This window comes from Acutalibacter sp. JLR.KK004 (genome assembly GCF_036941085.1).
Classification (GTDB): domain Bacteria; phylum Bacillota; class Clostridia; order Oscillospirales; family Acutalibacteraceae; genus Acutalibacter.
The window spans coordinates 1,605,913-1,629,779 of the sequence record NZ_JAYMNQ010000001.1; the positions used below are offsets into that span (position 1 = coordinate 1,605,913).

General features: G+C 56.2%; 19 protein-coding genes. 11 read left to right on the forward strand and 8 right to left on the reverse strand.

What is annotated here, in order from left to right; translation table 11 throughout:
* The 6 genes from pfkA to rapZ form a co-directional block, all read right to left on the reverse strand.
* Complete coding sequence (pfkA, locus tag VSQ30_RS08775) at positions 1–969, reverse strand: 6-phosphofructokinase (RefSeq protein WP_334463482.1); 969 nt, start codon at positions 967–969, stop codon at positions 1–3.
* Between the two features lie 147 nt (positions 970–1,116).
* On the reverse strand, positions 1,117–4,614 hold the full coding sequence (locus VSQ30_RS08780; RefSeq protein WP_334463484.1) for a DNA polymerase III subunit alpha: 3,498 nt from the start codon (positions 4,612–4,614) through the stop codon (positions 1,117–1,119).
* Positions 4,615–4,633: 19 nt separating this feature from the next.
* Positions 4,634–5,167, reverse strand: coding sequence for a hypothetical protein (locus tag VSQ30_RS08785; RefSeq protein WP_334463486.1), 534 nt, complete (start codon positions 5,165–5,167; stop codon positions 4,634–4,636).
* 24 nt (positions 5,168–5,191) lie between these two features.
* The gene (gene whiA, locus VSQ30_RS08790) at positions 5,192–6,127 is read right to left on the reverse strand and encodes a DNA-binding protein WhiA (protein WP_334463487.1); all 936 of its coding nucleotides are present in this window, start codon (positions 6,125–6,127) and stop codon (positions 5,192–5,194) included.
* Positions 6,128–6,219: 92 nt separating this feature from the next.
* Positions 6,220–6,810 (reverse strand): P-loop nucleotide/nucleoside kinase family protein, encoded by a 591-nt coding sequence (locus VSQ30_RS08795; protein ID WP_334463488.1) that lies wholly within the window; start codon positions 6,808–6,810, stop codon positions 6,220–6,222.
* Positions 6,811–6,828: 18 nt separating this feature from the next.
* Positions 6,829–7,686, reverse strand: a complete 858-nt coding sequence (gene rapZ / locus VSQ30_RS08800; RefSeq protein ID WP_334463489.1) for an RNase adapter RapZ — start codon at positions 7,684–7,686, stop codon at positions 6,829–6,831.
* A 477-nt stretch (positions 7,687–8,163) separates the two neighbouring features.
* Between rapZ and VSQ30_RS08805 the strand changes: the two genes are divergently transcribed.
* The 11 genes from VSQ30_RS08805 (at position 8,164) to VSQ30_RS08855 (ending at position 20,459) form a co-directional block, all read left to right on the forward strand.
* The gene (locus tag VSQ30_RS08805) at positions 8,164–9,654 is read left to right on the forward strand and encodes a sodium:solute symporter family protein (RefSeq protein ID WP_334463492.1); all 1,491 of its coding nucleotides are present in this window, start codon (positions 8,164–8,166) and stop codon (positions 9,652–9,654) included.
* Positions 9,655–9,848: 194 nt separating this feature from the next.
* Positions 9,849–10,787, forward strand: a complete 939-nt coding sequence (locus VSQ30_RS08810; protein ID WP_334463494.1) for an AEC family transporter — start codon at positions 9,849–9,851, stop codon at positions 10,785–10,787.
* Between the two features lies 1 nt (position 10,788).
* Positions 10,789–11,529: an HAD family hydrolase gene (locus VSQ30_RS08815; RefSeq protein WP_334463496.1), complete on the forward strand. Its 741-nt coding sequence runs from the start codon at positions 10,789–10,791 to the stop codon at positions 11,527–11,529.
* Between the two features lie 210 nt (positions 11,530–11,739).
* Complete coding sequence (locus tag VSQ30_RS08820) at positions 11,740–13,677, forward strand: aconitate hydratase (RefSeq protein ID WP_334463498.1); 1,938 nt, start codon at positions 11,740–11,742, stop codon at positions 13,675–13,677.
* A 6-nt stretch (positions 13,678–13,683) separates the two neighbouring features.
* The gene (locus VSQ30_RS08825; RefSeq protein ID WP_334463500.1) at positions 13,684–14,142 is read left to right on the forward strand and encodes an NUDIX hydrolase; all 459 of its coding nucleotides are present in this window, start codon (positions 13,684–13,686) and stop codon (positions 14,140–14,142) included.
* A gap of 45 nt (positions 14,143–14,187) precedes the next feature.
* Positions 14,188–15,405: an NADP-dependent isocitrate dehydrogenase gene (locus VSQ30_RS08830; protein WP_334463501.1), complete on the forward strand. Its 1,218-nt coding sequence runs from the start codon at positions 14,188–14,190 to the stop codon at positions 15,403–15,405.
* Positions 15,406–15,440: 35 nt separating this feature from the next.
* On the forward strand, positions 15,441–16,088 hold the full coding sequence (locus tag VSQ30_RS08835; RefSeq protein WP_160641249.1) for a redox-sensing transcriptional repressor Rex: 648 nt from the start codon (positions 15,441–15,443) through the stop codon (positions 16,086–16,088).
* 155 nt (positions 16,089–16,243) lie between these two features.
* Complete coding sequence (gene sigG, locus VSQ30_RS08840) at positions 16,244–17,014, forward strand: RNA polymerase sporulation sigma factor SigG (RefSeq protein WP_160641248.1); 771 nt, start codon at positions 16,244–16,246, stop codon at positions 17,012–17,014.
* A gap of 188 nt (positions 17,015–17,202) precedes the next feature.
* Positions 17,203–19,314 (forward strand): hypothetical protein, encoded by a 2,112-nt coding sequence (locus VSQ30_RS08845; protein ID WP_334463505.1) that lies wholly within the window; start codon positions 17,203–17,205, stop codon positions 19,312–19,314.
* Complete coding sequence (gene rsmA, locus VSQ30_RS08850; RefSeq protein WP_502876221.1) at positions 19,314–20,201, forward strand: 16S rRNA (adenine(1518)-N(6)/adenine(1519)-N(6))-dimethyltransferase RsmA; 888 nt, start codon at positions 19,314–19,316, stop codon at positions 20,199–20,201. Before VSQ30_RS08845 ends, rsmA begins: the two co-directional genes overlap by 1 nt.
* Positions 20,202–20,276: 75 nt before the next feature.
* The gene (locus VSQ30_RS08855) at positions 20,277–20,459 is read left to right on the forward strand and encodes a hypothetical protein (RefSeq protein ID WP_160641246.1); all 183 of its coding nucleotides are present in this window, start codon (positions 20,277–20,279) and stop codon (positions 20,457–20,459) included.
* Positions 20,460–20,539: 80 nt separating this feature from the next.
* On the opposite strand, the gene VSQ30_RS08860 is transcribed toward VSQ30_RS08855, so the two are convergent.
* Both VSQ30_RS08860 and VSQ30_RS08865 read right to left on the reverse strand, forming a co-directional pair.
* Complete coding sequence (locus VSQ30_RS08860) at positions 20,540–21,889, reverse strand: penicillin-binding transpeptidase domain-containing protein (protein WP_334463509.1); 1,350 nt, start codon at positions 21,887–21,889, stop codon at positions 20,540–20,542.
* Positions 21,890–21,919: 30 nt separating this feature from the next.
* Entirely contained in the window at positions 21,920–23,851 is a 1,932-nt protein-coding gene (locus VSQ30_RS08865) for an FtsW/RodA/SpoVE family cell cycle protein (RefSeq protein ID WP_334463511.1), read from the reverse strand.
* Between the last annotated feature and the right edge of the window lie 16 nt (positions 23,852–23,867).

Sequence of the window (23,867 nt, forward strand, 5' to 3'; positions counted from 1 at the left end):
TTAGATAGACAGCCGGGCAGACACCCGGTAAAGGGTTTCATCAAAGACGCGGGGCATATTCAAAGCCTCGGTAATGTCAAAGTCTACAACCTGCTCGCCCTTCAGGGCAACCACCCGGTTGGACATGCCGTTATGCAGCAGCTCCACAGCATGATATCCCATGCGGCTGGCAACTACCCGGTCACGCAGGGTGGGAGAACCGCCCCGCTGCACATGGCCCAGGATAGTGGCCCGGCTTTCAATACCGGTAGCCTCCTGAATGCGCTCTGTAAGCTCCTGGGTGTGGCCTACGCCTTCGGCAACCACCACAATAAAGTGCTTCTTGCCAGTGCTCTGGGCAAACTTCATGCGCTCTACAATATCCTTCTCAAAATCAAAGGGCACTTCCGGCACCAAAGTGGCAATAGCGCCTACAGCAATACCGGTGTTCAGGGCAATGTCACCGCAGCGGCGGCCCATAACCTCCACCACGCTGCACCTGTCATGGGACTCTGTGGTGTCGCGGATGCGGTCGATCATTTCCATCGCTGTGTTCAGGGCGGTATCATAGCCAATGGTGTAATCTGTGCAGGCGATATCGTTGTCAATGGTGCCCGGCACGCCGATGCACAAAATGCCTTCCCCGGTCAGATCCCGCGCGCCCCGGAAAGAGCCGTCGCCGCCGATGACCACCACGCCGTCAATGCCCATCTCCCGGCATTTATCAGCAGCCTTTTTCACGCCCTCAGGGGTGTTGAACTCCGGGCTGCGGGCAGTGAACAGGGCTGTGCCGCCGTGCTGCATAATATCGGAGACGCTGCGCATGCTCATCTCCTTCACGTCCCCATGCAAAAGGCCGTTGTAGCCGCGCATTACGCCATACACCTTCATATCAAAGAACAGGGCGGAGCGCACCACCGCGCGCACCGCAGCGTTCATGCCGGGGGCATCCCCGCCGCTTGTCAATACTGCAATACTTTTCGCACCCATTTCTATCTTCCTCCAACGCAAAATGAAGCGAAGCTGGTTCGCCCTCTTTGCAAATATTATCAACGTCTATTATATCAAATTCCAGAAATTTATCAAGGGGGTTCGGGAAGATTTTGCCCAAATGTACCATTTTTTCAGACATCCCCTTCAGCTTCCTCTTTGAGGCGGGCGGTACACCACGTTTTCCTCTCCCAGCAGCTTTTCCAGCGCCCGCAGCAGGGGCTGGTTCACAAAAGCCCTGTATTGTGGCGGAGCCTTCACAAGCTTCCCTGTGTCCACAAACCGCAGGTATACCTCTGTCTGCCCCTCATCAAAAATGGCAAGATACTGCATGGCCTTACGGTACAGAGGGCTTTGCTGGGAGCCTATCCGGAGATACAGCCCCTGCCGTCCCGGCCTTGGTGGCTTTGCGCCCTCCTCCGGCGGAGGGGACAGTTCCATGCACACCAGCTCCGGCTCCTTTTCCTCCTGGAAGCTCAGCCGGCCCGCCGCCTCCACTATAACCCCTTCCTGCAGGAATATGCCGCAGCCCTCCAGCACCTTGGGGAACACCAGGGCTACAATGGCTCCGTACATATCCTCCAGGGTGATAAAGGCCATAGTCTGCCCGGAACGGGTATTTTTCCGGCGCACCCCTGTGATAATGCCCAGCATCTTCACCCGCTGCCCATCCTGGTACAAGGGGGCCTCCCCCTCCCCTGCCTGGGCGCTTTGCAGCACCTGATCGGTACGGGCATACATTCCTTTGCCATAGTGCCCAGAAAAGGCTGCCATAGGGTGGCCGGAAAGGTACATCCCTGTCACCTCTTTTTCCATGGTCAGCTTATCCAGTTGGGAGAAATCCTCCGCTGGCGTCAGGGGCGGATCCCCTCCATCCTCTGCCTGGGGGTTGTCGAAGAACCCCATCTGCCCCTCAATGTTCCGGCGCTTTGCGCTGTCCAGGGCCTCCAGCACATGTTCCACAGCCAAGAGCATTTCCTTGCGGTTATTGCCCAGGCCGTCTAAGGCCCCGCATTTTATCAGGCTTTCAATAGCCCTGCGGTTTAGGTCTTTGCCTGCCATGCGGCGGCAGAAGTTATAAAAGGAGGTATATGGCCCCCGGGCTTCCCGCTCCTCCACCAGCCGGGCAATCACGCCCCGGCCCAGGTTCTTCACAGCCAGCAGTCCGAAGCGGATGCCCTTTTCCGTCACAGCAAAGCCCATGCCGCTTTCGTTCACGTGGGGGGCCAGCACCGCGATGCCCAGCCGCCTGCACTCCTCTGTATACTCCGCCACCTTCCCGGCCCAGCCCAGGACACTGGAAAGCAGCGCCGCCAGATACTCCTTGGGATAGTGGCATTTCAGGTAGGCGGTTTCATAGGCCACAATGGCATAGCAGGCCGCGTGGGACTTATTAAAGGCATAAGAGGCAAAGTTCTCTATCTCCCTGAAAAGCTCCTCTGCTGTGGCTAAATCCACACCCCGGCGCAGGCAGCCTTCCACCTCCCAGGCGCCGTCCTCCCCCTGCTGCCCATGGAGGAACACCTGCCGCTCCCGCTCCAGCACATCATGCTTTTTCTTGGACATGGCCCGGCGCACAATATCCGCCCTGCCCAGGGAATAGCCCGCCAAATCCCGGAAAATCTGCATCACCTGCTCCTGGTAGATGATGCATCCAAAGGTCACCCCCAGAATAGGCTCTAAAAGCTTATGCTTATATTGCACTTTGCCCGGATCCCGCCTGTTTTCCAGGTACATGGGGATAAACTGCATAGGCCCCGGGCGGTACAGGGAGATAATGGCGATAAGATCCTCTATCTCCTCTGCCCGGGACTGCACCAGTAGCCGCGTCATGCCTGCGGACTCAAACTGGAACACCCCCACAGAGTCCCCCGCCGCCAGCATCCGGAACACCTCCCGGTCGTCCCAGGGAATGCGTTCCATGGAAAAAGACGGCTCCCGGCGGCGGATAAGCTTCTCCGCGTTCTCAATGACAGAAAGGTTCCTAAGGCCTAAGAAGTCCATTTTCAAAAGCCCCAGTTCTTCTATGGCTGTCATGGTAAACTGGGTCACTACCACGTCGTCGTTTTTCGCCAGGGGCACATATTCCATCACAGGCTTGTCTGTGATAAGCACGCCCGCCGCATGGGTGCTGGTGTGCCGGGGCATGCCCTCCACCTTCCGGGCCATATCTACCAATGCCCGCACCTGGCTGTCTGAATCATATTTTTCCTTAAAGGCCCTGGAGCCTTTCAGGGCTTTATCCAGGGTCATGCCCAGCTCCATGGGCACCAGCTTTGCCACCTGATCTACTGTGCCATAGGGGATTCCCATGGCCCTGCCCACGTCCCGGATGGCCCCCCGGGCCGCCATGGTGCCAAAGGTGACAATCTGGGCCACGTGATCCGCGCCGTATTTGTCCAGCACATAGGCGATGATTTCATCCCGGCGCTCGTCGCTGAAGTCGATGTCAAAGTCCGGCATGCTCACCCGCTCCGGGTTTAAAAACCGTTCAAAAATCAGCCCGTACCGGATAGGATCCACGTTGGTGATGCCGGTGCAGTAGGCCGCCAGGCTCCCCGCCCCGGAGCCGCGGCCCGGCCCTACAGGAATCCCCACGCTTTTGGCGTACCGGATAAAGTCCCACACAATGAGATAGTAGTTCACATAGCCCATCTGAGAGATGGTGTCAATCTCATATTGCAGCCGCCGTTCCAGAGCCTCCCCGGGCTTTGGGCCATAGCGCTTCTCAAGGCCTTCCTGGCACAGGCGCTGGAAAAAGGCCAGGTTTTCGCTGCCGTCCGGGGTAGTGAAGCGGGGCAGCTTTGTCTTTCCGAATTCCAGCTCCACCTGGCAGCGCTGGGCGATTTTCACTGTGTTGTCAGCGGCCTCCGGATATTCCGGGAACAAAGCCCGCATCTGCTCCTCGCTTTTATAATACAGTTCTCCCGAGCCAAACTCCAGCCCGCCCTCCTCGTTTATGGTGCGGCCTGTCTGGATGCACATGAGCACCCGGTGCATCTCCTCGTCCCCGGCAGAAATATAATGACAGTCGTTTGTCACCACCAGGGGAATGCCTGTCTCCCTGGAAATCCGGATCAGTCCGGGGCTGACCACTTTTTCATCGGAAAGGCCATGATCCTGCAGTTCCAGATAAAAATTCTCCGGCCCGAAAATTTCCCGCAGGCCCAGGGCCGCCTCTTTCGCGCCCTGATAGTCTCCCCGCAGCAAGGCCCTGGGAATTTCCCCGGACACACAGGCGGACAGGGCGATAAGGCCCTCGTGATATTCCCGCAGCAAATCGTAGTCTACCCGGGGGCGGTTATAAAAGCCTTCCACATAGCTTTTGGACACCATGGCCATTAAGTTGCGGTAGCCGGTTTCATTCTCGCACAGCAGCACCAGATGGCGGTTTTCGCTGTCCAGCTCATGGATTTTATCAAACCGGGTACGCTTGGCCACATAGACCTCGCACCCCAGGATGGGCTTAATCCCCCGCTTTTTTGCCGCTTTGTAAAAGTCAATCACGCCGTACATGCAGCCATGGTCTGTAATGGCTACCGCCTTGTGGCCCATGGCCTGGGCTGTATCCAGCAGCTTTTCTATCCGGCAGGCCCCGTCCAAAAGGCTATATTCTGTGTGCAGGTGCAGATGTGCAAATCCCATAAACGCCCTCCTGCCAAAATCAGTGGATGTCCTCCATGCCAACCTCTATCCAAAAGTAATACTCCATGCCAATATTATCCTTCTCCTGCCCCCAATACGTTTCCTCGCACACCAGGTAGCGCCCTGGCTCCTGGGGGCATTCAAATTCTGCCTTTTTCTCCGAGTATATCTGCTCCTTTTCGTCATAAATCACGAAATAAAAAGGCCCGTTGTCGCTTTTCCCTTCAAAGAGCAGGGTGATGGAGTGGTCGTATTCCACCACAGGGGCCTTTTCCCCGATTTCCCCGGGCACCAGCCGCCGCTTGTCCCGGCGCACCCCCTTCTCCGTGGTGTATATCTCGTTTTGCAAAGGCTGTACCGCCACATCCAGGCTGCTGAGGGTGACTGTCCCCACCTCCGGCGGGCCGCTGCCTGCCCAGCCCAGCAGAAGATACAGCAGGCCGAAAATCCCCAGCATCATGGCGGCAGCGCCACCGTATACCGCGGCTTTCAGCTTGCCGCTGCCCTCTACCTTAAAATTCCCATGGGGTAATATGGCATCCCGCAGGCGCATGGTTCTTCCCCCTTTCTGCGTGTTTTAGAGGATGTTCTCCATCCCTCTTTCCTCCAATATCTCTTCCCCTATCTCCAGCAGCCGCTGGAGCCGGTGGTTCACCCCGCTGCGGCTGATATGAAGCCGCTCCCCCAGTTCTCGGAGGGTCATGTCCGGATAGGAAAGGCGCAGCCGGGCTAAATCCCCTAAATGGGAAGGCAGGCTGTCCAGCCCCACCGTATCATTGATGATGGCAATGGCCGCTGTCTGCCGGGCAGAGGCGGAAAAGGTCTTGTCCATGTTGGCTGTTTCAAAATTGGTCTTGCGGTTAATATTGTTCCGGGCCTCCTTGTACATTTTCACCTGCATCAGCTCCATGGCTGCCCCGGAGGCCCCCAAATAGGCCAGCATGTTTTCAATCTGCCCGCTCTCCTTTAAATATACCGCATAGGCCCCCTTGCGCTGCACAATGGCGGGAGCTGCCCGGAAGGCGGGAATCTCTCCCAGCAGGGTGTAGAGATCCTTTGCCAAGTTCTTATAAGGCACGGCAAACTCCAGATGATAACCCTTGTTGGGATCCGTAGCAGTGCCGCAGGTGAGGAAAGCCCCGCGCAGGAAGGCCTGCACGCAGCAGTCCTCCTCCAGAGGGGCGCGGTTTATGCGCAGGCTGGTTTCCTGCCCGGAGTGCCCGAAAGCTTCCAAAAGCTGGGCGCGGGCGGAAGGCTCCGGCAGTGTGACCCGGTAGGCGGGCTTCTGCCGGCGGCTTACCGCATAGTTTAGCTGGGCAGACACCCCGGCCCCGGCGGCGCAAAGCTCCATGGCCCTTCTGGCGGCAGGGGCGCTTTCCGTTACCCAGGCGCTGTCCCGCAGGGTGAAGCACCGGGAAAAAAGCCAGGCCCCATAGCACTCTGCTCCCAGGCAGCAGGGGCGCTTTATTTCTATCCTGCACAGTTCTGCCTTGATTTTGCCGGAAAACGACATACCCTGTCCCACCTCCTTTACAGGCAAAGGCCGGAAGGCCCTGCCCCCCGCTCTGCCAAAAGGGCTTTCCCTTTTGTGTCCTGCCTGCCCTGTTATAATAGGGATATTACTTCCTCTGCTATCGCTTTTATGTCTACCCGGGAAAAATCCGTCACATCTACTGTTACCCGGGGGCCGCCCACGTCGAAAGCATCCATCCCCCTGGCCCGGAATCCTTCTACAAACTGCTCAAAGGTAAGGGGTACATAAGGTGGGCGCTCTCCCAGCGGCTCTGGGTAGCAAGTGTTCACCACATGGCCCCGATGGCGGCCAGGGGACATGTCCCGCTCCAAAAAGCGGCGGTAAATGGCATGGGGATCCCCTGTGAGCATAACCGTCACCACTGGGCAGGCGTATTTTTCCAGCAGGGCCTGCAGCCCGGGTTTGCTGGCGTTTTCAAAGTTGTTTTCCAGTATGACGGACTGGCCCAGAGACAGCACCTGCCCGGCGCAGTAATACAGGATATCCATAGCCCCCACGCCTAAAGCCACCTTTTCCGCCCGGCACTGGAAGCCCACAGAGTCATAGAGCAGCTCCTTCATGCTGTCCTTGGAGAACATGGGAAAACCAAGCTCTTTCGAGAGTGCCGCCGCCAGGGTGCTTTTACCCGACGCAGGCAGGCCCGCTACCAATATGCATGCCATGCCCGTCACCTTCCCCTTTCAGAATTTCTGCATATCCCGGTGGGCAGCGCTGGCCTTCACGCCCTTGGAGATCAAATGGTCGCACATATACTGGGCCAGGGCCACAGAGCGGTGGTGCCCGCCAGTACATCCCACAGCTATTACAAGCTGGCTTTTTCCCTCCCGGGCATACAGGGGCAGAAGGTAGTCTATCATGTCCGTAAACCGGACGGCAAAGCCCTGGGTTTCCTCTTTATCCATTACGTAGTCCCGCACCTCTGGGTCAAGGCCTGTTTTGGGGCGCAGGTTTTCATCGTAAAAGGGATTGGGCAGGCAGCGCACGTCGAACACCAAATCCGCCTCCATGGGGATGCCAAATTTAAAGCCGAAGCTGATGCACAGTACAGAGAGGGAGTCTCCGGCGCTGTTTAAGAACAGCTCTGCAATGCGGTTTTTCAGTTGGGCCGGGGAGAATCCCGAGGTGTCCATGACAAAATCAGCGTTCTCCTTGGCCAGTTTAAGCATGTCTCGCTCCAGCTTCACCGCCTGCTCCAAAGAGCCGTTCAAGTCATCGGAAAGGGGATGCTTGCGGCGGGTTTCCTTAAAGCGGTGAACCAGCACCTGATCGGAAGAATCCAGAAATAAAATTTTGAAAGGCTTTTTGTCCCGCTTCAAAGCCTCGGTGGCTGTAAAAAAGGACATGAACATCTCCCCGCCCCGGGTATCCGTCACTACAGCCGCCCGGCCCAGGCCTTCAGACTTTTCACACAAATCATAAAAAACCGGAATCATTGCCGGCGGGAGATTGTCCACGCAGTAAAAGCCAATGTCCTCCATGGCGTGCATGGCCCTGGTTTTGCCAGCGCCGGAAAGGCCCGTTACAATTACAAATTCCATTTAAATCGCCAATTATGATACAGGATGTGCGCAAAACGCCTTAGAGCAGCCTTTTGCGCCCGGTATCGCTCCTTCCTTCCATATTTTTCGCTCTGCATTCTCTTTACATGCCCTATTGTAAGCATTATACCAAATTCCGTTTTTCCCGTCAACGGAATCGTGAACGGGGAAGCCAGCCTTTAATATCGCGAGGCTTAAGTAAAATAGGCTTTTGCAGGCTGCGTGGGTATACCTGAAAAACGCAACTGTGAACAAACTATGAATGCGCAGGGCTTTAGTATCCAAAAACACACCACAACTTCCCCTTCATGCCCCATTTTTCTTCTAAACGCATGAAAGCCCCCTTGCCTGCCCAATATCAAAAAATTTTCCTTGCGGTTTTCCAGAAAATGTGGTAAAGTTTTATCAGTTTAAAGCTTACAAGCTTTAAACTGATAAAATCCAGAAGGCAGTTATATTTGGAAGAGGGGAAATGTTATGGACAAGCAAATGACTATATGGCTGGTGATTGGCGTATACGCCATCTTTATGCTGGCAATTGGGATTCTTTATTCCCGCAAGGGCAGCGATATGGCGGGCTTTACTGTAGGCGGGCGCAGCGCGGGAGCCTGGATTTCCGCCCTGTCCTATGGTACGGCCTATTTTTCCGCTGTTATGTTCATCGGCTATTCCGGCGGCTCCGGCTGGTCGTACGGCCTGTGGAGCGTGCTGGTGGGCATTGGGAACGCGGTTTTCGGCTCCCTTCTGGCCTGGCTGGTGCTGGCAAACCGTACCCGGAAAATCACCCGGCGGCACGATATCAAATCCATGCCCCAGCTTTTTGAAAAGCGCTTTCAAAGCCCTGCCATGCGGCTTTTCTCCTGCATCGTAATTTTTGTGTTCCTTATCCCCTATTCCGCCTCTGTTTATAAGGGGCTTACAAGTGTCTGCTCTGTTATTCTGGGCATTAACGAACAGGTATGTATGATTATTATTGCCATCGCTTCTGCCCTGCTGCTGGTGCTGGGAGGCTACATGGCTACCCTGAAAGCGGATTTCGTCCAAGGCTTTGTGATGATGATTGGCGTTACCGCCCTGATTGTGCTGGTGGTGCTGTTCCCCCAGGTGGGCGGCCTGAGCCAGGGCCTTTCCAACATGGCGGACTACATGAAAGCCCACGAAATGGCGCCCCTGCCGGGGAAATCTGCTGTGGCCCTGGTTTCCACCCTGCTGATGACCAGCTTCGGCACCTGGGGCCTGCCCCAGATGGTACATAAATATTATGGCATCCGGGACGGCAAGGAGGTAAAGCGGGGCACCATTATCTCCACCTTTTTCGCCCTGCTGGTGGCGGGGGGCGGCTATTTCATCGGCTCTTTGTCCCATCTGTTTTTCGGGGAAACCATGCCCGAGGGGGGCAAGGATTTTATCGTGCCCCTGATGCTGGACTCTGCCGGACTGCCCAACCTGCTTATCGGCGTGATTCTGGTGCTGCTGATTTCCGCCTCTGTCTCCACCCTTTCCAGCATTACCCTGACTGCCTGCACCACTGTCTCCATGGATTTGGTGAAATCCACCTTTGCCAAAAAGATGGAGGACAGGAATCTGGCTGCCCTCACCCGCATTTTGTGCCTGGCCTTTGTGGTGCTCAGCTATGTTATCGCAAACTATCCCACCCCCATTCTGGAGATGATGTCCTACTCCTGGGGGATTATCTCCGGCTCCTTCCTGGCGCCCTACCTGCTGTCCCTGTACTGGAAGGGTATCAACCGGGCCGGGGCCTGGGCCGGCATGCTGGGGGGCTTTCTCACAGCCTTCCTGCCGGCGGCCCTTTCCGGCTTCACCACCCCGGACGGCCCCCTTTACGCCTGCCTTGCCATGATTCTCTCTTTTGCGCTGTGCTTTGCAGGCAGCAAAATTGCGGGCGTTTTCCATTGGAAGTCCGCACAGCCCAACGAAAAATTCTACAGCCCGGGAACCGAGGAATAAACAAGAGCAAAAGGAAAACGCGGCGTGTACCGGGAAAGCCCTCCTGCACGCTGCGTTTTGCTTTGAGAAGCCGAGCCGGGGAAGCCAGGCGTTTTCCGGAAAAGAAAGGTTTGCCTGCCGGACAGTTTCGTGGTATACTTACACTATATACTATAGATCCAAACTTTACCGGGATATGAAAAGGAGTTGTTTCCATGGAAAGCCTGCGCATTGCGCTGGAAATTGTGCTGCCCCTGTTCCTGCTGCTGGCAGTGGGGTATTGCATTAAGCTGACAGGAATTATGAACGAAACCTCTGTGCGGCAGACCAACAATATGATTTTCAAAGTGTTCCTGCCCCTGCTGGTTTTTTTCAACATCTATAAAACCGATCTTACCAGCAGCTTTGATATGAGCCTGCTGCTCTTCGCGGTGGTGGGGGTGCTGCTGCAATTCATTATCTCCCTGTGCCTGGTAATCCTCCTGGAGCACGACAACGCCCGCCGGGGGGTTATGCTCCAGGGCATGTTCCGCAGCAATTTCGTGCTGTTCGGCATCCCCATCAGCACAGCCCTGTTTGGGGACTCTGCCGCAGGGCTTGCCTCCATCCTGATAGCGGTCATTATCCCCCTGTACAATATGCTGGCGGTCATTTCCCTGGAATCTTTTAACGGCAAAAAGCCCAGCCTGTGGAAAATCCTGGTGGGTATCCTTACAAACCCCTTGATTATCGCTTCCGCTGTGGGTATCCTTTTTGTGGTGTTCCACATTCCACTGCCTACGGTGCTGTATAAAACCGTTTCAGACCTGTCTATCATCGCCACGCCTTTGGCCTTCGTGATTTTGGGCGCCTCTTTCAGTTTTGGGGAGACAGGCCGCTGCGTGCGGGATTTGTGCATTACTTTGGGTGCCAAGCTGGTGACCTATCCCCTCTTGTTTATAGCCCTGGCAATTCTGATGGGCTTTAGGGACGCTCACCTGGCGGTGCTGCTGACCGTGTTCGGCTCTCCCATCGCCGTATCCTCCTTTACCATGGCCCAGCAGATGGGCGGCGACGACAAGCTGGCCGGACAGCTTGTCGTGTTCAGCTCCCTGCTGTCCGTATTTACCATGTTCCTGTTCATTTTTGGGTTAAAGGAGCTGGCGTTTTTCTAAAATGAAAAAACCGGAAATGATTTTATTTGACTACGGCGGCACTTTGGCGCAGGAAACGTCCCCGGATTTTCTGCGGGGATGGCGGGCCGTGTTCCAGTATATTGACAAGAATCCAGACGGGGCTACACCCGAGCAGGCATGCCAGGTGGCAGACAGCCTTTGGCAGCGCTTTTCAGCGTCCCGCAGCCTGTCCGCCGCCCGCAAAGGCGGGTTTGAAACCCATGAGTGGCAGCAGCTCCGGACGGTGCTGGACGTTCTAGGGTTGGAACCTGCCCTCCCCCTTTCCGGCATAGAACGTGTGCTGATGGAGAATTCCAGCCTCTGTAAGCCCATGCCCGACATAGGTGAACTGCTGGCTTTCCTGGACAGGCTGGGCATTCCTACAGGGGTTGTCAGCAACATCGGATGGTCGGGCCAAGCCCTTACATACCGCCTGGAAAAGCTTTTCCCTTTACATAAATTCCGCTTTATTCTGGCTTCCAGCGAATACGGCATACGCAAGCCTGACCCTATGCTGTTTCAAATTGCTTTGAAAAAGGCCAGACTGCTGGCTTCTGCCGTCTGGTTCTGCGGAGATGACTGGGAGAAAGATGTCTGTGGCTCCCATGATGCTGGGATGTTCCCAGTTTGGTATTGCGAAGGGGCATTTGGAGGAAAAAAACAGCGGGATGCGCCGTTTCCCTATTTGGCTGTCCAGGTCTGGCGGGAACTGCCTGCATTTTTAGGGGCATGTGGCGGCTGATTTTTTGAGAAAAGCGCGCTTTTTGCAATTTTCTTTTTCAGAACTTGCAAAATTTGTCTTTCTGCCATTGACAGGGACAGGCTTTTCAGGGATAATAGGAGTATGGCTAAAAATATGGGCCGCCTCTATATAGTGTGGGGCAGGCCCTGTACGCATACAGGAATTTTGTTTAGGCGGGCTTTCATGCGCCTGCCAGGAAGGAGAAAATATATGGGCAAGACAATCGCGCAAAAGATTTTGGAGGCACACCTCCTCAGCGGCGAAATGCAGGCGGGGGCGGATATCGGCCTGAAAATCGACCAGACCCTGACCCAGGACGCTACTGGCACTATGGCGTACCTGGAGTTTGAGGCCATGGGCGTGCCCCGGGTGAAAACCGAGAAAAGCGTGGCCTACATCGACCACAACACCCTGCAAAGCGGCTTTGAAAACGCCGATGACCACCGGTTTATCCAATCCATTGCCAAGAAGCATGGCATCTATTTCTCCCGGCCCGGCAACGGCATCTGCCACCAGCTTCATTTGGAGCGCTTCGGCATTCCCGGCAAAACCCTGATTGGCTCTGACAGCCACACCCCCACCGGCGGCGGCATTGGTATGCTGGCCTTCGGCGCGGGAGGCCTGGACGTGGCTGTGGCCATGGGCGGCGGGGAATACCATATCTCCATGCCGAAAATGACGAAAATCAACCTGACAGGCCGCCTGTCCCCCTGGGTTTCCGCCAAAGACGTGATTCTGGCAGTGCTGCAGAAGATGAGCGTAAAGGGCGGCGTGGGCAAAATTATTGAATACGGCGGGGAGGGCATCAGCACCCTCACTGTGCCGGAGCGGGCCACCATCACCAACATGGGCACAGAGCTGGGAGCCACCACCTCCATCTTCCCCTCAGACGAGATTACAAGGGAATTCCTGGAGGCCCAGGGCCGGGGGGATCAGTGGGTGGAGCTGAAATCTGACCCGGACGCTGTATACGACGAGGAGTTCACCATCGACCTTTCCACCCTTGTGCCCCTGGCAGCTTGTCCCCACAGCCCGGACGCGGTGAAGCCTGTGGAGGAACTGGCAGACATCAAGGTGGATCAGGTGTGCATCGGCTCCTGCACCAATTCCTCCTATCTGGACATGATGCGGGTAGCCGCCATCTTAAAGGGCAAAACCGTACACCCGGATGTGAGCCTGACCATTGGCTGCGGCTCCAAGCAGGTGTACAATATGCTGGCTTTAAATGGTGCCTTGGCAGATATCATCGCGGCAGGCGCCCGGGTGCTGGAGTGCGCCTGCGGCCCCTGCATCGGCATGGGGCAGTCTCCCAACTCCGGCGGCGTTTCCCTGCGCACCTTCAACCGGAATTTTGAAGGCCGCAGCGGTACGGCGGACGGACAGGTATATCTGGTCAGCCCGGAGACGGCGGCAGCCTCCGCCCTCACAGGCATGTTTACAGATCCCCGCACCTTGGAAGGCTGGGAAGAAATCTCCATGCCCAAAGAATTCCTCATTAACGACAACATGATCGTGCCCCCCATTGAGGAGGCCTTGATGGAGACGGTGGAAATCCAGCGGGGGCCGAACATCAAGCCCTTCCCCATCGCAAAGCCTTTGGAGGACTCCATTCAGAAAAAGGCCATTCTGAAGGTGGGAGACAACATCACCACTGACCACATTATGCCCGCGGGTTCGAAAATCCTGCCCTACCGCTCCAATATTCCCTATCTCTCCCAGTTCTGCTTCGGGGTGTGCGACAAGACATTCCCCCAGCGCTGCAAGGCGGAGGAGGGCGGCATTATTATTGCCGGTTCCAATTACGGCCAAGGCTCTTCCCGTGAGCACGCGGCCCTGGTACCCCTGTACCTGGGGATAAAGGCGGTCGTGGCAAAGTCTTATGCCCGCATCCACTGCGCCAATTTGGCAAACGCCGGCATTATTCCCTTGGAGTTTACGGACGAGAGCGATTACAATAAGATAGACCAGATGGACGATCTGTGCCTGCCCCATATTAAAGAGGAACTCCAGAAGGGCTGCGGCGTTACCATGGAGAATCTGACCAAGGGCACCTCCTATAAGCTTACTGCTGTGCTCACAGAGCGGCAGCGGCAGATGGTGCTGGCAGGCGGGCTGCTGAACTATACAAAGACTGCTGGCAGGGAGTAACAGGATATGACTGGCTATGTGAAATTCCTGCGGGATCATGTGGGTCACGCGCCAGTGCAGCTATGCAGTGCGGGCATTCTGGTGGAGAACGAAAAAGGGGAAATCCTGCTCCAGCTACGGGCGGACAACCATACCTGGGGCATATCGGGCGGCGCTGTAGAGTTGGGCGAAAGCACAGAGGATGCAGCCCGGCGGGAGCTTCTGGAGGAAACCGGGCTGGCGGCGGACGAACTGGAACTTTTCTCCGTATTCTCCGGGGAAAACCAGCACTATGTATATCCAAACGGCGACGAAGTGCATCTTATTATGACCGTATATTTGTGCCGGAAATACCATGGCACATTGCGGCGGCAGGAGGAGGAAGTAGACGAGCTTCGCTTCTTTCCGCTGGAGGCCCTGCCGGATAACATAACGCCGCCTGAGAAGGATGTCCTTAAAAAATATATGCAGATGAAACAGTTTTAGGATATATGCAAAAAAATATGTGCAGATAAAACCAAGGAGGAACTTATGGCATTTGAAAAGATACAGATGAAAACACCCTTAGTGGAGATGGACGGGGACGAAATGACCCGCATCATCTGGCAGATGATAAAGGATATCCTGCTTACGCCTTACATCGACCTGAACACAGAATATTATGACCTGGGCCTGGAGAACCGGGACAAGACCGGGGATCAGGTGACAGTGGATTCCGCCCTGGCCACCAAAAAGTATGGCGTGGCGGTAAAGTGCGCCACCATCACCCCCAACGCCGCCCGTATGACGGAATATAATCTCCATGAAATGTGGAAGTCTCCCAACGGCACCATCCGGGCCATCCTGGACGGCACTGTATTCCGGGCGCCTATTCTGGTGAAGGGCATTACCCCCTACATTCCCACCTGGAAAAAGCCTATCACCATTGCCCGCCACGCTTACGGGGACGTGTATAAGAACACGGAGGCTTTAGTGGAGAAAGGCTCGAAGGCGGAAATCCTTATCACAAAGCCCGACGGCACCCAGGAAAAACATCTGATCCACGACTATACGGACAGCGCCGGGGTTGTGCAGGGAATGCACAACCTGGATGGGAGCATTGAAAGCTTTGCCCGGGCCTGCTTTAACTTTGCCCTGGACACCAAGCAGGACTTATGGTTTGCCACCAAGGACACCATCTCCAAGAAATATGACCACCGTTTTAAGGACATTTTCCAGGAGGTTTTCGACAAGGACTATACCCGGAAATTTGCCGAGGCGGGAATTGAATACTTCTACACTCTCATAGACGACGCTGTGGCCCGGGTGGTGCGCAGCGAGGGCGGGTATATCTGGGCCTGCAAAAACTATGACGGAGATGTGATGAGCGATATGGTGGCTACAGCCTTCGGCAGCCTTGCCATGATGACCTCTGTGCTGGTGGCTCCGGACGGCACCTGCGAATATGAGGCGGCCCATGGCACAGTACAGCGCCACTACTATAAGCATTTAAAGGGCGAGCCCACTTCTACAAACTCTGTGGCAACTCTATTTGCCTGGACAGGTGCCCTGCGCAAGCGGGGAGAACTGGACGGCAACAGCCGGCTGGCAGACTTTGCGGACAAGCTGGAGAAGGCCGCCCTGGACACCATTGAGGACGGCGTGATGACAGGGGACTTGGCGGCCATGTCCACCCTGCCCAACATTCAGAAGGTGGGCACAGAGGAATTTTTAAAGGCTATTCAGGTACGGCTGGAAAAGGCTTTATAAAGCACTTCATTTTACACGTCGGGGAGGGATTGGCTTTGCAAAAGAAAAATTCAGTTTCCATGTCCGTTATCCGCCGCCTGCCCCGGTATTACCGCTTTTTAACCGAGCTTTCCAAAAACGGCGTAACTCGCATCTCTTCCAAGGAGCTTTCGGAAAAAATGGGATTCACTGCCTCCCAGGTGCGGCAGGATTTTAACTGCTTTGGCGGTTTCGGGCAGCAGGGCTATGGCTATCACGTGCCCCAACTGCGCACTGCCATTGAGGAAATCCTGGGCCTGCAGCATAAATATCCCTGTATCCTGATAGGCGCGGGCAACCTAGGGAAGGCCATTGCCGGGCACATGCCTTTTGAGCAGTTGGGCTTCCGGCTTGTGGGGGTGTTTGACAACTCCCCCAAGGTGGTGGGCCAGAAGATTGGCGGGCAGGAGATACTTCCTTATGGGAAGGTTGGCGCTTTCTATCAGGAACACTGCCCTTCCATGGCGATTCTCTGCGTACCACAGGAAAACGTAGAAGAGATAACCGATTATCTCTATACGTTGGGAATGCGCTCTTTTTGGAACTTCGGGCATTATGATATCGCGCTGAAGCACCCGGACGCTATTGTGGAAAATGTCCACATGAACGACAGCATGATGACCCTTTGCTATAAGCTGGCGGCAAAAGACCGGCTTCCCAACTAAAGCCTTTTCCCGCAAAGAGCGCCCCTCTGCCTAGTTGGCAGGGGGGCGCTCTTTGCCTGTGCATGTGAAAAACTGTATTTTTCAAGTGCGGCAGCGATAAATCCGCTGGAAAGGGGAAATACTACCTTTGAAAGAAATTTTTTCGGAGGTACGTTATGCAGGGGAAAGTGGAAATATGCGGGGTGAACACGTCCAAACTGAAGGTACTGAAAAGCGATGAAATGCGGGAACTGCTCATCCGCTGCCATGACGGGGACAAGGATGCCCGGGAAAAACTGATTGCCGGAAACCTGCGGCTGGTTTTAAGCGTGATTCAGCGCTTTGGCAACCGGGGGGAAAACCCGGACGATCTGTTCCAGGTGGGGTGCATTGGGCTGATGAAGGCCATAGACCACTTTGATGTGAGCCAGGGGGTGCAGTTTTCCACCTATGGGGTACCCATGATTATTGGGGAAGTGCGCCGCTTTCTCCGGGACAACAACGCTGTGCGGGTCAGCCGGAGCATGCGGGACACGGCCTACAAAGCCATTCAGTGCAAGGAACAGCTTACCGCCCGGGGCGGGAAAGAGCCTACCATTGAGGAGATATCCCAGGCCCTTTCCATGAAGCGGGAGGATGTGGTGGTGGCCCTGGAGGCCATTGTGGAGCCGGTTTCCCTGTACGAGCCTGTGTTTTCCGACGGAGGCGACACCATCTATATTATGGATCAGGTAGGCGACGGCAACGACCAGGACTGGCTGGAGGAAATTGCCATCAAGCAGGCTATCCGGGGCTTGAGCGACCGGGAAAAGCGCATCCTTTCCCTGCGCTTTCTGGAAGGCAAAACCCAGATGGAGGTGGCAGGAGAGGTTGGCATTTCCCAGGCCCAGGTTTCCCGGCTGGAAAAGGGCGCGCTGGGGAAAATAAAAAAAGAGATACGGGCCTGACGCTTGCTTGCGCCAGGGGATTTGAAGGCCGCGGGGTTTCCGCGGTTTTACATATTTATAGCCCTCTTTTACCCCTATTGCAGCGGATAAAATCTTTGAAGCAGGTGTTCTTAGGGCTGTTCCCACTTTACTTTTCCAGTGAAAAATGGTAGTATAATGAAAGAAATACAGGAAAAGGAGGGGGCGGCATGGAAGGCTCTTTAGAAGGCGCTTTGGCAGCTATACTGCTTTTCGGAGCTTTCCAGATCTGCGGTGTGGCTGCTGCCTTTCCCCTGCTGCCCCAGGAAAGCACCGGGGTACGGCTGCTTTTCGGCAGCGTGGCGGGAAGCCTGATGCTCCAGTGGTTTCCGGCGCTGTTCGCCTTTGGCTTTGGCTTTTCCCCTGCCGCCCATCTGCTGGCCCTGCTGCTGGCCTTAGGGTGCGCTGGGGCCAGCCTGTATGGAAGCCGCGCCAAAAAGTTTTCTGCTTTTTCCTCCCTGCCAAAGGCTTTGGGGGCCTTTGGGCGGCAAAAATTCCTGCTACTTGTCCCGCTCTTTTGTGGCTTCTTCATTTTTTTAGTGTTCCACTCCTTCCGTTTTGAAAACAACCGGGTATACTGCTGCCAGTCCACCTATGGGGACATGAGCATGCACCTGAGTTTTATCACCAGCCTTGCCCGCCAGCAGGTTTTTCCTCCCGAATATTCCCTGCTGCCCGGCGTGCGGCTTTCCTATCCTTTTTTGTCCGACAGCATTTCCTCCAGCCTCTATCTTTTAGGCGCGCCTTTACGGCTGAGCTATGCTTTGCCCATGTGCGCGGCAGGCGCCCAGGTCTTTTTCGGGGCATATCTCTTTTTCCGCCGGATGCTGGGATCGCCTGCCCAGACGGCAATAGCTTTCCTGCTGTTTTTCTGCAACGGCGGGCTGGGGGTGTTCTACTTTTTAGGGGGCGGGAAGGAGAATTTCACCCGGATTTTCACGGCATTTTATGAAACGCCTACAAACTATGTGGCGGAAAATATCCGCTGGGTGAACGTGATAGCCGACATGATGCTTCCCCAGCGGGCCACCCTGTTCGGCTGGGCCATACTGTTCCCCACCCTCTACCTGCTATACCGGGGGGTTTTTGAAGGGGAAAAGCGTTTTTTTCTCTATGGAGGCGTGCTGGCAGGCGCTCTGCCTATGGTACACACTCACTCCTTTCTGGCTTTGGCGCTGGTGTGCGGGGGATGGTTGGTGCTGGATTTGTGCAAAAGGCTCCGGCTGTTGGACAGGGCTGTTTTGCTGGGAAAGGGCGCGGTGGTGGCGGGAGTGCCCGTTATGTGCCTGTTAAAGGACATCTTCCGCCGCCATGGCCTGGAGGATTCCCCCTGGCTGCTGGTTTTTATCAGCCTGGTGGTGCTGCTGTGCCTGGCGCTGCTGGGACTTTTGCTGGCTCTTGCCTGGCGGCAGGGGTTGCTTTGGGAAATTGCCCACACCTGGGGCATACTGGCACTTGCCGCCTGCCTGCTGGCCCTCCCCCAGCTTTTCATGTGGACTTTCCGGCAGGCAGGGGCGGGGCAGTTTGTGCGGGGGCACTTTGGATGGGTGACCGGGGAGGACAATTATCTGTGGTTTTACCTGAAAAACCTGGGGCTTGCAGGTGTGCTGGCCTTCTGCGGGCTGATAGCCTGCCAAAAGGAGCGCTTTGCCCGGTATGTGCCGGCCCTGGTGATTTGGCTGATTGCTGAATTTGTGGAGTTTCAACCCAATGACTATGACAACAACAAGCTGCTGTATGTAGGCTATGCCCTGCTGTGCTGCTGCGGGGCGGAGTTTTTCTGGGACATGCTGCGCAAAATCAGGCAGAGGGGCGCAAGAAATGTTTTGGCAGGAGGGCTTACCGCTTTCCTCATCCTCCCGGCATTCCTGACCCTGGGCCGGGAGGCGGTGTCTGAATATGAAATTTATGGGGACGGCGCCCTGTCCCTGTGCGCCTATGTGGAGGAAAACCTGCCGCCAGACGCGGTGGTGCTTACCGACACCCGGCACAACAACGAAATCTGCGCCTTAGCCGGGCGCAACGTAGTGTGCGGCTCTCCCAGCTATCTGTTTTATCATGGCCTGCCCTATTACGGCAGGGAGTTTGCTGTGCGGGAAATGTATGAAAAGCCTGCGGAATCTTTAAATTTTTACAGAAGCACCCATGTAAGCTATGTGCTGTACAGCGACTTTGAAAACAGCTCTTACCAGGTGGACGCCCAAGCGCTGGACAGGCTGTTCACCCGGGTTTATGACGACGGTGTGCGTATCTTATACAAGGTGGAACTGGAGGAGGCGTGATGGAAAGAGATACTATCGGAAGCCTGGCTGACCCCGGCGTACTCCGGGAGGTGCTGGGCCGCCATGGGTTCCGGTTTTCCAAGGCTATGGGGCAGAATTTCCTTATAAACCCCAGCGTGTGCCCCCGCATGGCGGCGGCCTGCGGGGCGGAGGAATGTGCCGGGGTGCTGGAAATCGGGCCGGGGGTGGGGGTGCTCACCCGGGAGCTTTCCCAGGCGGCTAAAAAAGTGGTGTCCATTGAACTGGACAGCCGGCTTTTCCCGGTGCTGGAGGAAACCCTGTCGGGCTGCGGGAACGTGGAACTGGTGCAGGGGGACGTGCTGAAGCTGGATTTAGCCGCCCTGATACAGGAGAAATTCGGCGGGGAGCCTATATGCGTATGCGCAAACCTCCCCTATTATATCACCTCCCCTGTGATTATGGGCCTGCTGGAGGGGGGGCTTCCCTTAAAATCCCTCACAGTGCTGGTGCAGAAGGAGGCCGCCCAGCGGCTGTGCGCCCAGCCAGGCAGCCGGGAATGCGGGGCGGTAAGCGTTAGCGTGCAGTATCACAGCAGGCCAAAGCTGCTGTTCGAGGTGGGTCGGGGCAGCTTTATGCCGCCGCCTAAGGTGGATTCCGCTGTGCTCCGCATGGAAATGCGCACAAGCCCTCCTGTGGAGGTGCCGGACAAGGCGTTCTTTTTCCGGGTGGCCCGGGGGGCCTTTTCCCAACGGCGGAAAACAGCGGCAAATGCGGTTTCTGCCGCGCTGGGAGCGCCGAAGCCCCTGGTGGAAGAAGCCCTGCGCAGTGCAGGCGCGCAGCCCAACGCCCGGGCTGAGCAGCTTACCCTAGAGAAGCTGGCGGCTTTCAGCAGCGCCCTTTGGGAAAGCCGGCCTGGCTGGGCATAAAGAAACGTCTTGCAAAAAAATGGAGAAAAGAAAGGGATGCCGCGCCTTGCAGGGATGGCATCCAGAGGTGTGCTTATGAACGCGGAAAAAAGCCTTTTCAAATTTTTATTGTTTGCCGACGCCTGCGCCTTGATTATCAGCATGGTGGCAGGGCCTTTAAACCACACCGCCATTGCCATTGGCGCGGCGGGCAGCGCTATCCTTATCTCCCTGTGCCTGATTGGCTATGGGCTGTATGTGTGGCCTAAAAGGCGGTGAGCCTAAAAACAAGCGTACAGGCAGCGAAAGGGCGCCCGGTACCATACCGGGCGCCCTTTTGGTTCGTTAAAGGACATTTCTCAAGCCAAGGCCTGGAGCATGGCGCTTACAAGGACTCCCGCCGTCTCAATGCCGCCCTCGCCCTCCTCCACAACTACCGCGAAGGCATAGGGGTATTGGGTGCTGTCGCAAAAGCCTACCATCCAGCAGTTAGGGGCTTTGCCCTCCCCCACTTCGCCTGTGCCAGTTTTGGCGCAGACCGCCATGCCCTGGGGGAACATCCAGTCGCCATAGTAATTTTCCACGTCGCCGCGCAGCAGGGTTTTTAACTGTCGGGCGGTTTCCGCGCTCATCAGCTTCCTGTCCCCGGATGCCGCCAGCCCGGAAAAGATGTCTCCCCCTTCTGTCAGGCGGGGCTGGGTATAGGAACCATCCTTGGCCACAGCCCCCATAAGAGCCATCATGTGGTAGGGATTTGCCAGCACTGTGTACTGGCCTACTGCCGCCCAGCCTATCTGATTGGCATTTGCCCCTGTGAGATCCAGGGTGCTTTTTGTAACATTCACGCCGTTAAAGTCGAAGCTCTGGTTAAAGCCCATTTCCTCTGCCTTCTTCTGCAAGGCCCCGCCACCGATATCGTTTGCCAAATGGGCAAAATAAATATTGCAGGAATTGCCCATGGCGGCAAACATGTCCTGGGAGCCGTGGGCCTCCCCGTGCAGGCAGGTGATATCGCTGCCGCCGATATTTTCCGCGCCCCAGCACTCGTAGGTGCGTTCGCTCCAGGAATCGGGCCACTTTTCCATAGCAGCGGCGGCTGTGATAATCTTGAAAATACTGCCCGGGGTAAAGCTTGCGGACAAGGGCTTGTCCAGATAAGCGCCCTTATACGCGTCATTTGTCTCAATATCCTCGGGCACAAAGGCGGGGTCAAAGGTGGGGGCGCTGACCTTGCACAGAATATCCCCGTTTTCATAATTATAGAGGATTGCCGCGCCGTTTCGGCCTGCCATGGCATTATAGGCGGCTGTGCAGGCGTCCTGGCTGACTGTTAGGGTAAGGCCGCTGCCCATGCGGGAAAAGACCGTATCGTTCAGCCCTGTAATAAAGTTATAGCCTGTAAGCTTGTCCCCCATGACAGACTGCACCCCTGTACCGATAAAACCCGCCGTATCCCCGATAGTATGAAGCAAGGCTCGGCGCACTGTATCATTTTCGCTGTAAACCCGCCCGCCGTCCTGGCTGGTGGCAAGAAGGTTCCCGTCCCTGTCCTTGATGTCTCCCATCTGCCCGGAAAGGTGGGCGTTATAAGGCTGCATAACCCACTGCCTGCCATGTAAAAACATGTTTGCAACCAGGTATCCCACCCCGCCTATAAAGACAGCCAGCAGGATATAGAGAACAATTGACCGAAAGCCTACTGTTTTCAAAAACCCATCCCCTTTCTCCTTGGGATTTCTTTATCTCCAGCTTGTAATATCCTCCATATCCCCGCTGTCTCCAGGCGGCGGGGGCGGCCTTTTGGGATTGCTGTGGCGGGCCGGCGGGCTTGCATACCGTTTGCCTGCCCCGCTTTTACGGCGGGGAGCAGGCCGGAGCGTATAGCCTGTATCCCTTTCCGCAGTGCGGCTGGGACGGGGCGGCGCGAACTCCCCGGTGCCGCGCCCGGGCCGGGCCGCCGCTGGACGGCTGCTGTTTTTGCTGGCCCGCCGGGCAGCATAGGTGCGCTCGTCAGAAGCTTTCAGGAAGGCCATCAGCCCCCACACGCTCATCATGCTGGATCCGCCTGCGCTGATAAAAGGCAGGGTAACGCCTGTCATGGGCAGGATGTCTGTTGCGCCGAACACGTTCAGGCAGGTCTGGAACAGGAGCATTCCCGCCACAGCGCAGGCCCCAATGGAAAAGAAGGTGGAGCGGCTGCGGGTGACATCGCTGCGGGCATAGATGGTGAACATGGCAATAGCCATCAGCACCACAAGGCCTAAAAGCAGTCCCTGTTCCTCGCAGAGCAGGCCGAAAACCAGGTCGCTATCTGCCGCAAACACCCCGGAGCCTGCCAGCATCCCATCCCCCAGGCCAACGCCGAACAGGCCTCCGCTTGCCATATAGGTGAGCGTCCGGGTTTGGGAATAGCCCATTTGGTCGTTGATATGCTCCCACACATGGCCCCAGCCCTGAAAGCGGGAGACAATGTGGGGCATAAACTGCAGGGCTAGCAGCACGCCCAGCCCCGCGCCTGTCAGCACCAGGGCGATGGTACGCACGCTGCCGGAACGCATAAAGGCGATGATGAGGAAGCACGCAAAGAAAATGGCGGCAGTGCCCAGGTCTTTCATCAGCACCAAAAATCCCATGCAGACGCCTGTGAACACCAGGAATTCCGTAATATTCTTTTTGGTCTGAAGCCTGTCCAGGGTGGAAGTGCCTACAAAAATAAAGGCGATTTTTATCAGCTCTGAGGGCTGGACGCTTACCGGCCCGATGAAAATCCAGTTTTTCGAGCCATACTGCTCCCTGCCGAAAACCAGGTTGATGATGAAAAGCAGGATGGCCCCGGCCCCGATATAGAGGCGGAACTTTGCCACCCTGTCCATATCGTTCATGAACCAAATCAGGAAGCAGAACAGCAGGACGCCGATGAACATGGCGGCAAGCTGGGTTTTGATGGCGTCCATATCGCAGGCGGCAAGAAGGGTGATGCCGATGCCGGAAAGGAGATACGCAATGGTTTCTATTTCAAAGCTGACCCGGTGCTGAATGCCAATGGAATACACATACAGCCCCCAGCCTATGGCCATGGCTATCAGGGTGGGCACAGCCTGCATGGGGGCAGCCTTTCCCCCTATAAAGCAGGCCTGCAGCGCCATCAAAAGGTGTACGAAGCTTGCCGCCATCATCAGCTTTAAGGGAGAGGCGGCTTCCCGGGAGAAGCCTGTAAAAATGCGGCGGCGCTTTTCCGGCGGGGAGTCCGCGTTCCACAGGGTGAGGGTCACGTCTCCCAGGGTGACAGCGTCCCCAATGCTTAAAAGCTTCTGCCCCTTTACCTTTTTGCCGTTTACCTGCACCCCGGCATGAGAACCTGTGTCGCAGATAACCCAGCCCTCCTCCCGGCGCATGAGCACCGCGTGGTCCCGGGAGATGGTGGCGTCTGGCAGGCAGATGTCGCAGGATTTGCTGCGCCCGATGGAATTTTCCCAGTACAGCACAGGAAAGCGCAGGCCAGAGCTTTCATCGCAGAGCATGACCACCGGATCCCGGCGGCGCTGGCCCTTCTTAAAGGAGGTGTAGCTGCGCCACACCACGTACAGCGCCAAAACCGGCACAATGGCCCGCACAAGGAGCAATACTGTAGGCAGCACCCCGGTTTCCAGAAAATCTGTCACCATATCCATTTGCCTTTCCCTCCTT